Annotated in this window: 8 protein-coding genes and 1 pseudogene; 4 read left to right on the forward strand and 5 right to left on the reverse strand. The window is 69.3% G+C overall.

What is annotated here, in order from left to right:
- Nucleotides 1-635: 635 nt before the first annotated feature.
- Entirely contained in the window at nt 636-1568 is a 933-nt protein-coding gene (locus DN069_RS33710) for an alpha/beta hydrolase family protein (protein WP_111507048.1), read from the reverse strand.
- Nucleotides 1569-1623: 55 nt separating this feature from the next.
- Between DN069_RS33710 and DN069_RS33715 the strand changes: the two genes are divergently transcribed.
- Entirely contained in the window at nt 1624-2025 is a 402-nt protein-coding gene (locus tag DN069_RS33715; protein ID WP_111507049.1) for a winged helix-turn-helix transcriptional regulator, read from the forward strand.
- Nucleotides 2026-2167: 142 nt separating this feature from the next.
- Here the strand turns inward: DN069_RS33715 and DN069_RS33720 are convergent, their stop codons facing one another.
- Together DN069_RS33720 and crcB are read right to left on the reverse strand one after the other, a co-directional pair.
- Nucleotides 2168-2920, reverse strand: a complete 753-nt coding sequence (locus tag DN069_RS33720) for an SDR family oxidoreductase (protein WP_165845757.1) — start codon at nt 2918-2920, stop codon at nt 2168-2170.
- Between the two features lie 259 nt (nt 2921-3179).
- A pseudogene (crcB, locus tag DN069_RS33725) lies at nt 3180-3555 on the reverse strand (fluoride efflux transporter CrcB).
- Between the two features lie 223 nt (nt 3556-3778).
- Between crcB and DN069_RS33730 the strand changes: the two are divergent.
- A complete protein-coding gene (locus tag DN069_RS33730) occupies nt 3779-4078 on the forward strand; it encodes a putative quinol monooxygenase (protein ID WP_111507051.1) in 300 nt (99 codons plus the stop codon).
- Between the two features lie 301 nt (nt 4079-4379).
- Here DN069_RS33730 and DN069_RS33735 read toward each other — a convergent pair whose 3' ends face one another.
- Nucleotides 4380-5108, reverse strand: a complete 729-nt coding sequence (locus DN069_RS33735; RefSeq protein WP_111507052.1) for a Rieske (2Fe-2S) protein — start codon at nt 5106-5108, stop codon at nt 4380-4382.
- On the reverse strand, nt 5105-5662 hold the full coding sequence (locus DN069_RS33740) for an RNA polymerase sigma factor (RefSeq protein WP_243640099.1): 558 nt from the start codon (nt 5660-5662) through the stop codon (nt 5105-5107). Before DN069_RS33740 ends, DN069_RS33735 begins: the two co-directional genes overlap by 4 nt.
- Nucleotides 5663-5984: 322 nt before the next feature.
- On the opposite strand from DN069_RS33740, the gene DN069_RS42065 reads away from it, so the two are divergent.
- Nucleotides 5985-6521 (forward strand): cupredoxin domain-containing protein, encoded by a 537-nt coding sequence (locus DN069_RS42065; protein WP_111507053.1) that lies wholly within the window; start codon nt 5985-5987, stop codon nt 6519-6521.
- Complete coding sequence (locus DN069_RS33750) at nt 6518-7447, forward strand: metallophosphoesterase family protein (RefSeq protein ID WP_111507054.1); 930 nt, start codon at nt 6518-6520, stop codon at nt 7445-7447. Before DN069_RS42065 ends, DN069_RS33750 begins: the two co-directional genes overlap by 4 nt.
- Nucleotides 7448-7539 lie beyond the last annotated feature (92 nt).

The raw sequence follows: 7539 nt of genomic DNA on the forward strand, positions 1-7539 counted from the left end.
CGAGCCATTAGAAACCGCGTCTAAAGGGCAAAGCCGTGAAGTTAGGGGCTGATGGGGTTAACAACGGTTTGTCGAGAGGATGTCGATGCTGATGCTGGCCTTGTAGGTGCGTCGGTCGACGCGCAGGCTCTTGTACGCGTAGCGGGACATGGGTCGTTTGACGGCGCGGGGGCTGACGCGAAGGCGGCGGGCGGGCATGAGCTGGCCGAGGAATGGGGCCCTGATCGACGTCGAAGGAGACGATCTCACCCTCGACGAGCTCGCGTATTCGTCTCCGACGGCCCCCACCTGTACATCCAGCATGGAGAACGGCAGCATCGTCTGTCTCAGTGCCGTTGACGGCTTTCAGCAGTGGCGCAGCGCTCCCCGGGACGGAATCGAGACATCAATGCCGGACTGGGGAGCCGTGTCCCCAGTCATGACCGCTGGCAGCGAGCTCTGCAGCGTCTCTCGGCGCGGCACGGTCTTCGGAATGCAGCCGCCGGTCCCAGTTGCCGGATCTTGATGCCCTGTGATCCGAGTGGAAGACCGTGCCTGCCGACGCATGATCGCCGATCCCGTCTGCTCTTGACCGGCTCCGCCTGGCATGAGACTCGAGAAGGATATTTCCGATCGCGAGCCCGACCGGGGAGCGCCTACTTGCTCTCGGTGTTGAAGGCGCCGGCGCTGTGGCGGATCTGGTCCTGCAGGGCTTGCCAGCTTTCTGCGTCGGCGCTGAGGACCTCGTGCAGGTAGGCGGAGACGGCGTCGGCGACGAGGACGACGCGGGCGGGGTTCTCGTCGGTGGTGTCCTTGGCGGCCTCGCCGGAGATTCCGCCGAAGAGGTGCTCGCCCTCAGCGATGGTGAGCAGTCGCTTCGGGCCCGGGCTGAGGTGGTAGGCGTCGGTGAACCAGTCTGGTCCGCGGGTGGACATGGCCGACTGGTCCTTGCCGCCGGCGATGACCAGAGCGGGGGCGCTCATGGTGGAGAAGTCCGGGCGTGCGAACGGGAGATACTTGAGCGCGAAGGGAGTCAGGGTGTCGCCGGTGCCGGTCGCCGCGATCAGTGCGCCGGCCTTGACCGCGGGGTGGGAGAAGTCCTCGCCCGGGTTGCCCTCGGTGTCGAACACGCGGGCACCCAGGAGTGCTCCGGCGGTCTGTGCTCCCCAGGAGTGCCCGACGGCAGTGACGCGGTCGTGGTCGACGCGGGTGGTCAGTCCGCCGATGTGGTCGAGGATGTCGCTGAGGCCGTCCAGGACGGCGTGCAGATCGGCGATGCGCACGCGCCAGATGGTGGCGAAGCGGGGATCGTCGAGGCCGATGTCGTGGCGGCGGGAGTCCAGGTGGGTGGGCTGGACCACGACGAACCCGGCAGCCGCCCAGCGGTCGACGATCGGCTGGTATCCATCCATCGACCAGGCGTTGCCGTGAGAGAAGACGATGACGGGCAAGTTCCCCCCGTCGACGGGTGCGGTGACCTTGACCTGCAGGTCAACGCCGCGGTCGGCGGTGGGAACGGTGATGGGCTTGACGGCGATGAGCTGACGGTCGAGCAGAGGCGTGGGGCCCTTGCCGGAATGTAGTTCCATGGCATCGACGTTAGGGACCCGATAGGTACCAAAGGGTAACCTTCGGTTCGTGAGCATGACTGCAGCCGACACGGCGAGCACGGCAGGGGGCCTGAAGGCGGGCACGGTGTTCCTCGCCGACTGCCCCGCACGGCTGGCGATCGAGATCATCGCCAACAAGTGGTCCGTCGTCACCTTGTTCGCTCTCACCGACGGGCCCAAGCGACACAGCGAACTCGTTGCGCTGTCCGGTGGAATCTCGCGCAAGGTGCTGACTCAGACCCTTCGCCGCTTGCAGAGCAACGGCCTGATCGACCGGCACGCGTACGCCGAAGCACCCCCGCGGGTCGAGTACAGCCTGACCGCACTCGGCCAGACGCTTCAAGAGCCGATCGTGATGCTGACCGAGTGGGCGCGAACCAACGGCGAAGCTGTCGTCGACTTCCGAGAGTCGGCAGCCGCTGGGGCGATCGGCTGAAGACCGTTGAGCTGCCGGGTGAGGTGCCCGGCGAGGCGTTGAGCGAGTTCCTCCGGTGTGATGGTCTCGATGCCGAGCACCTGGGCCTTGGCCGGCTAAGTACGCCACGACGATCCATGTCACGTCGGGCCTGCCGGCTGAGTCATTCGGGGACGGTGAAGGCTTCGGTGATGCCGCCGTCAAGAGGGATGGCGGCGCCGGTGATGAACCCGGCGTCGTCACCGGCGAGGAAGGCGATGGTCCCCGCGGCTTCCTCGAGGGTGCCGAAGCGGCCCATGGGCCAGTGGACGAGCCTTTTCTGAAGCACGCTCGGGTCGCGTTCCAAGATGGCTCGCTGCTGCGGGGTTTCGATGGGCCCGAACAGCACCGCGTTGACCCGCACGTTGCTGCGGGCGAGGTGGACGCCCAGGTCCCTGGTCAGCTGGACGACGCCTGCCTTCGCCGCGGTGTAAGCCATCGGTGCGGTCGCCGAACCGACAGCGGCCAGGAACGAGGCGGCGTTGATGACGCTGCCACCGGCCGGTTCGGTGGCCAGCAGGTGCGGGATACCGTGTTTGCAGGAAAGGAAGACGCTGGTGAGGTTCGCATCCAGCGCGTTGCGCCACGTCTGTAGACTCATGTCGAGGACGGAGTGGTCGTCCCGGTCCATCAGGCCCGTATTGTTGTAGATGACGTCGAGCCGGCCGTGCTCGCGCACGATCTGCCGGTACGCTCCCTCGACCTGGGCTTCCTCAGTGAGGTCGGCCTGCAGCGTGTGCGCACCGACCTTGTGCTCGACCTTGTCCACTCCGACCACGACCGCGCCCTCTTGTGCGAACCGGTCCGCGACGGCCTGGCCGATCAGGCTGGCCGCGCCGTTGACGACGCAGACCTTCCCGGCAAGTCCCGCACTCATCTCAACCTCCTCGCTTCTCCCGCGGCCACCACTGGCGCGGGTTTCATGATCGTCCCCTGTCCCGGCGTCATTTCCGCTTCTGGCTTGCCGTGTCGGCGACTTCGAACAGGTGCAAGGAGGCATCGGCTGCGACCTGAAATTCCCAGTCTCGATCGACGTCTCCAGATGATTGACGATCCAACCAGGTGGCGCAGTCGTCCGCCTCCGGGGCCCCGGATACTGGCCCGAGATGGTCAATAGCGCGCGATGCCGAACCGAGTCAGCTCCATGTGGCCTGGGCGAGCGCGTTGCCGAAGAAGGCGGCACCGAGGCCGGCGGTCACGCTGCCGACCACGTTGGCGACGGCGAAGAACCGCGCGCCGGTCTCGGCCAGTCGGAGCGTCTCGTGGGAAAAGGTGGAGTAGGTGGTCGGGGCTCCGCAGAATCCGGTGCCGACCAGCAGCTGGACCTGCGTGGACGCGGCTCCCGCGTGAACCGCTCCGGCGACCAGGCCCAGGACGAGGCAGCCGACGATATTGACGGCGAAGGTGCCCCCAGGGGAAGACGCTGTCGTGTCGGGACTGGACCGCTCGGTCGGTCAGGTAGCGTGCCGGAGTGCCGACGAGGGCTCCGGCGATGACGATCAGCCAGTTCATCCCGTAGCCGCAGACGCCCGACGGCTCCCTGACGATGCAGCAGACCAAGAACTGACCTTCACGGTGCTGTCCGACCCGGCAAACCGGGCGTTGGTCCGAAGCGGCGCACCCGGCCCATCACATGGTGCGGCGCACCGTCCGGACCCGCCCGGGCGCGTAGCGTCGACGGAAGAGCCCGGGCGGAATCCGGCCGGGTGGTTGGTTCCGACGCCCTGGAGCGCACATGACCTCGCGGCTTGGCCTGTTGGCCCGCATCGACGCCCGCCCCGAAAACGCCGACAAGGTCGAGCGGATGCTCACCGACGCGGTGGACCTGGCCCGCCAGGAGGAGGGGACGGTGACCTGGTTCGCGTTCCGGCTCGGCGCGGCCTCGTTCGGCATCTTCGACACCTTCGCTGACGAACAGGGGCGCACCGACCACCTCAACGGCCGAATCGCCGCGGCCCTGGGCGACTCGGTCGCCCTGCTCGCCACCGCGCCGACCATCGAGCAGGTCGACATCCTGGCCGCCACCCCGCTGTAACCGCGCAGCCAGAGGCAACGCCGGCGGCTGGTGGGCGGCGGCCTGGGATCCGTGCCCGACCGAACATGGTCGTCTCCTTGGTCGAGATCACCCCCGCAGATACTGCCTTTACTGCGCGTGCGACTCCTGAGACAAAGCACCCGCCTGTTCGGTCCCCCACGTGCTTGTCCGCACCAGGGACTACGCCGCGCGTGCCTGCCGGGTCCACGCGTACCGGCGGGCGCGCTCCAGGTGCTCGGGGATGCGGTCGAGGTGGCGGCGCCACTTCCGGGTGGCGCCCTGATCGTTGTCGTGCTGGCTGTCACGCGGCCGGTTGCGGAGGCTCGCCGGCGGCCGGGGCGTAGACCTGGACGGTGCCGCCCTGTTCGCGCACGGGAAGGCGCGGGAGCGCGGGCAGCGGCGCTCCGGGGTGTGGACGCGTGAGGTTGATGCCGCTGAGGCTGAAGGTCGCGCCGTGGCAGGGGCAGGCGAGCTTGTCCCGGTTGGGGTCGAGGTCGAGTCGGCAGCCCTGGTGGGTGCAGTTGCCTGACACGGCGCGCAGGCGTCCGCCGGTGCGGCGGACGAAGCCGGTCACCGTGCCGAGGTCGAACGCGACAACGGCTCCTTCGGGAAGCTCGGTGGTCTGGGCGACCTGCTGCCAGGTGCCGGTGACGGGGACGAGCTCGTCGGACGCGGCGGGCTGCTGGGCCTGCGCGCTCTGGCCGCGGTCTTGGAGGAGTTGGTCGGCGGCGGCGCCAGCCAGGGCGCCGGTGGCGGTGAGCGCGCCCGCGGCCAGGAACCGGCGGCGGGGCGGGGTGCGCCAGGCCGGCCGTGGTTCGGGCGTGGCTTCTTGTGTCTGCTCGCGTTCGCTCAGCTGGTTGCGCAGGCGGTCGACGAACGCGGGGCTCGGCCCGTGGGCGTCGGGTCCTGCGGCTGCGAGGTCGATCGCGGTGCGCACCAGGGCGAGCTCGTCCTCGGTGGCTGAGAAGGGCTTGGGGCGGCTCCGGCCGAGCAGCCGGTCCACGTAGCGGTCCACTGCCTGCCGTCTCATTTCGCTTCCCCTTCCCCGCCGATGTTGGCTTCCTCGTCCCGCACATCCTGCGCGGTCTCCACGCGGGCTGCCGCGCGCAGGGCCCGGTGCTGGAGGACTTTCGCGTTGGCGACCGACACCCCGAGTTCCGTGGCGGCCTGCCGAACGGTGTACCCGCGCAGGAATCTCAAGGTGAGGATCTGCCGGTACCGCTCCGGTAGCGCTTCCAGGATCCGGTGGGCCTGTGCCCCGGCCTCCCCCGCCTCGCTCTCGCCCGCGCCGGGCGGGAATTCGGCGAGGTCGAGGATGTCGGGGTCGATCTCGGTGACCTGGTGGCCCAGGGTGCGCCGCCAGTGCTCGGCCAGGACGGTCCGCGCGGTCGTGGTCAGGTAGGCGCGGACCTGGCCGATCTCCGCTCCGGGACGCAACGGTCCGAGAGCGGCGGTGAACACCTGGGAGGTCAGGTCTTCGGCGTCGGGGCGGTTGCCGACCTTGGAGAACATCAACCGGTAGATCCGTCCCACGTTATCGGCGTAGATCGCGTCCCAGTCCGGGTACACCGCCCACGGCAGCACCGCCGGGCGCGGCGAGGGCGCCGCGGTGTCAGCCCGCCAGATCATGGCCGCGCCGACCCGCCGAAGCGCCTGGAACCTCCCGCGACCGGCCACGGCTCATCGTAGAGCGCGGCCCGCCTCCGAACTGTCTCGGCATCGATCAACCCTCCGTGGAATCCCATCGCCCACAGATACGGGCGGGGGTTACACCGTCGGGCGCGGCAGGCGGTGTAACCCCCGCCCGTATCCCCTTGCGACGGCAGCGGCCCAAAGCGTCCGGACCGCTGCCAGGTGATCACGTTCGAGTCCGCGCCCTTCAAGGGCCGATCAGAAAGCCGAACGCATGAAGACGTCCTTCCCCCGGCGCCGGAGCGGCGGCGCGGCCGTGGCTGCCGCGCTCCTCGCGGTGAGCGGGCTGACCCTGGCCGCCTGCTCCAGCCCCGCGCACCCCGCCGCGTCGGCCACGATCGCCATCACGCCGGGCTCAGGCCAGTCGAGCCTGGCCGGGATGCCCGGCTCCACCGCGACCGGCCCCGTCACCCAGCCGCCGTCCGCGGCTGGTTCCATGCCGGCGATGAGCATGCCGGCGAGCGCCGCACCCACGCCGGCCGGGGTGCCCGTGGCCACCGACAGCGTGGCCATCAAGAACTTCGCGTTCGCGCCCGCCGCCATCACCGTCAAGGTCGGCACCAGGGTGACGTGGACCAACCAGGACAGCGACGCGCACACCGTCACCAGCCAGAACAACACCGGACCGCTCAACTCCCAGGCGCTGAACACCGGGCAGAGTTTCTCCTACACCTTCACCACCCCGGGCACCTACCACTACCTGTGCACCATCCACCCGTTCATGACGGCCACCGTGACGGTGACCCGATGACCGCCCCCATGACCCGCCGCCAGTTCGCCCGCCACACCGGCTGGTTCGGCGCCGCCGTCGTCCTCAGCGTCACGGGCGGCGAGGTCGTCAGCCACATCGCCGACACGCGCGACAGCATCCCGGCAGCAACGACCGCGGACGCCGGAACCCTGCGGTTCGTGCAGGTCTCCGACAGCCACATCGGCTTCACCGGGCCTGCCAACACCGACGTCACCGGCTCCTTCACCCACGCGATCGACCAGGTCAACAGCCTCGGCTTCCGGCCGGACTTCGTCCTGCACACCGGCGACCTGACCCACCTTTCCACCCCCGGGCAGTTCGACCAGGTCAAGCAGATGATGAGCAGCCTGCGCACCGACCGGGTGTTCACCGTCCCCGGCGAGCACGACTCCGTCGACGACCACGGCCGCGCCTACCGGCGCGCTTTCGCCCAGGGGACCGAGGGCGACGGCTGGTACAGCTTCGACACCCACGGCGTGCACTTCATCGCGCTGGTGAACACCCTCAGCCTGGAGAAGCTCGGCCACCTGGGCACCGAGCAGATCGACTTCGTGCGCCGCGACGTCGCCGGCCTGTCCTCCGACACCCCGATCGTCGTGTTCAGTCACATCCCGCTGTTCGCGATGTTCCCGCAGTGGGGCTGGTCGACCGACGACGCCCTTCAGGTCCTCAACCTCCTGAAGCGCTTCTCCTCCGTCACCGCGCTCAACGGGCACGTCCACCAGCTGTTCAGCCGCGTCGAGGGCAACGTCACCTTCCACTCCGCTACCACCACCGCCTACCCCCTGCCCAAACCCGGCCAGGCCCCCGCACCCACCCCGCAGGTCCTCCCCGCCCGGCAGTTTCACACCGCCCTCGGCATCCGCACCGTCGCCTACCGGCAGGGCACCACGGCGCTGGCCATCACCGACCAGGAGCTGGCATGAACGACGAGCAGGCGGTCGCAGCCGGGCACTCCCCCACAGCGGGCGCGGGACGACCGCCCGCGGTCCGGGGGCTCACGGGCGCAGCCGGAGTG

It is taken from the genome of Streptacidiphilus pinicola, from assembly GCF_003258295.1.
Taxonomy (GTDB): domain Bacteria; phylum Actinomycetota; class Actinomycetes; order Streptomycetales; family Streptomycetaceae; genus Streptacidiphilus; species Streptacidiphilus pinicola.

What these genes read in the sequence shown, in the direction of transcription:
- DN069_RS33735 (WP_111507052.1), bottom strand. Translation starts at nt 5,108, where the DNA reads ATGAGACGGCAGGCAGTGGACCGCTACGTGGACCGGCTGCTCGGCCGG.
- DN069_RS33730 (WP_111507051.1), top strand. Translation starts at nt 3,779, where the DNA reads ATGACCTCGCGGCTTGGCCTGTTGGCCCGCATCGACGCCCGCCCCGAA.
- DN069_RS33715 (WP_111507049.1), top strand. Translation starts at nt 1,624, where the DNA reads ATGACTGCAGCCGACACGGCGAGCACGGCAGGGGGCCTGAAGGCGGGC.
- DN069_RS33750 (WP_111507054.1), top strand. Translation starts at nt 6,518, where the DNA reads ATGACCGCCCCCATGACCCGCCGCCAGTTCGCCCGCCACACCGGCTGG.
- DN069_RS33710 (WP_111507048.1), bottom strand. Translation starts at nt 1,568, where the DNA reads ATGGAACTACATTCCGGCAAGGGCCCCACGCCTCTGCTCGACCGTCAG.
- DN069_RS33720 (WP_165845757.1), bottom strand. Translation starts at nt 2,920, where the DNA reads ATGAGTGCGGGACTTGCCGGGAAGGTCTGCGTCGTCAACGGCGCGGCC.
- DN069_RS42065 (WP_111507053.1), top strand. Translation starts at nt 5,985, where the DNA reads ATGAAGACGTCCTTCCCCCGGCGCCGGAGCGGCGGCGCGGCCGTGGCT.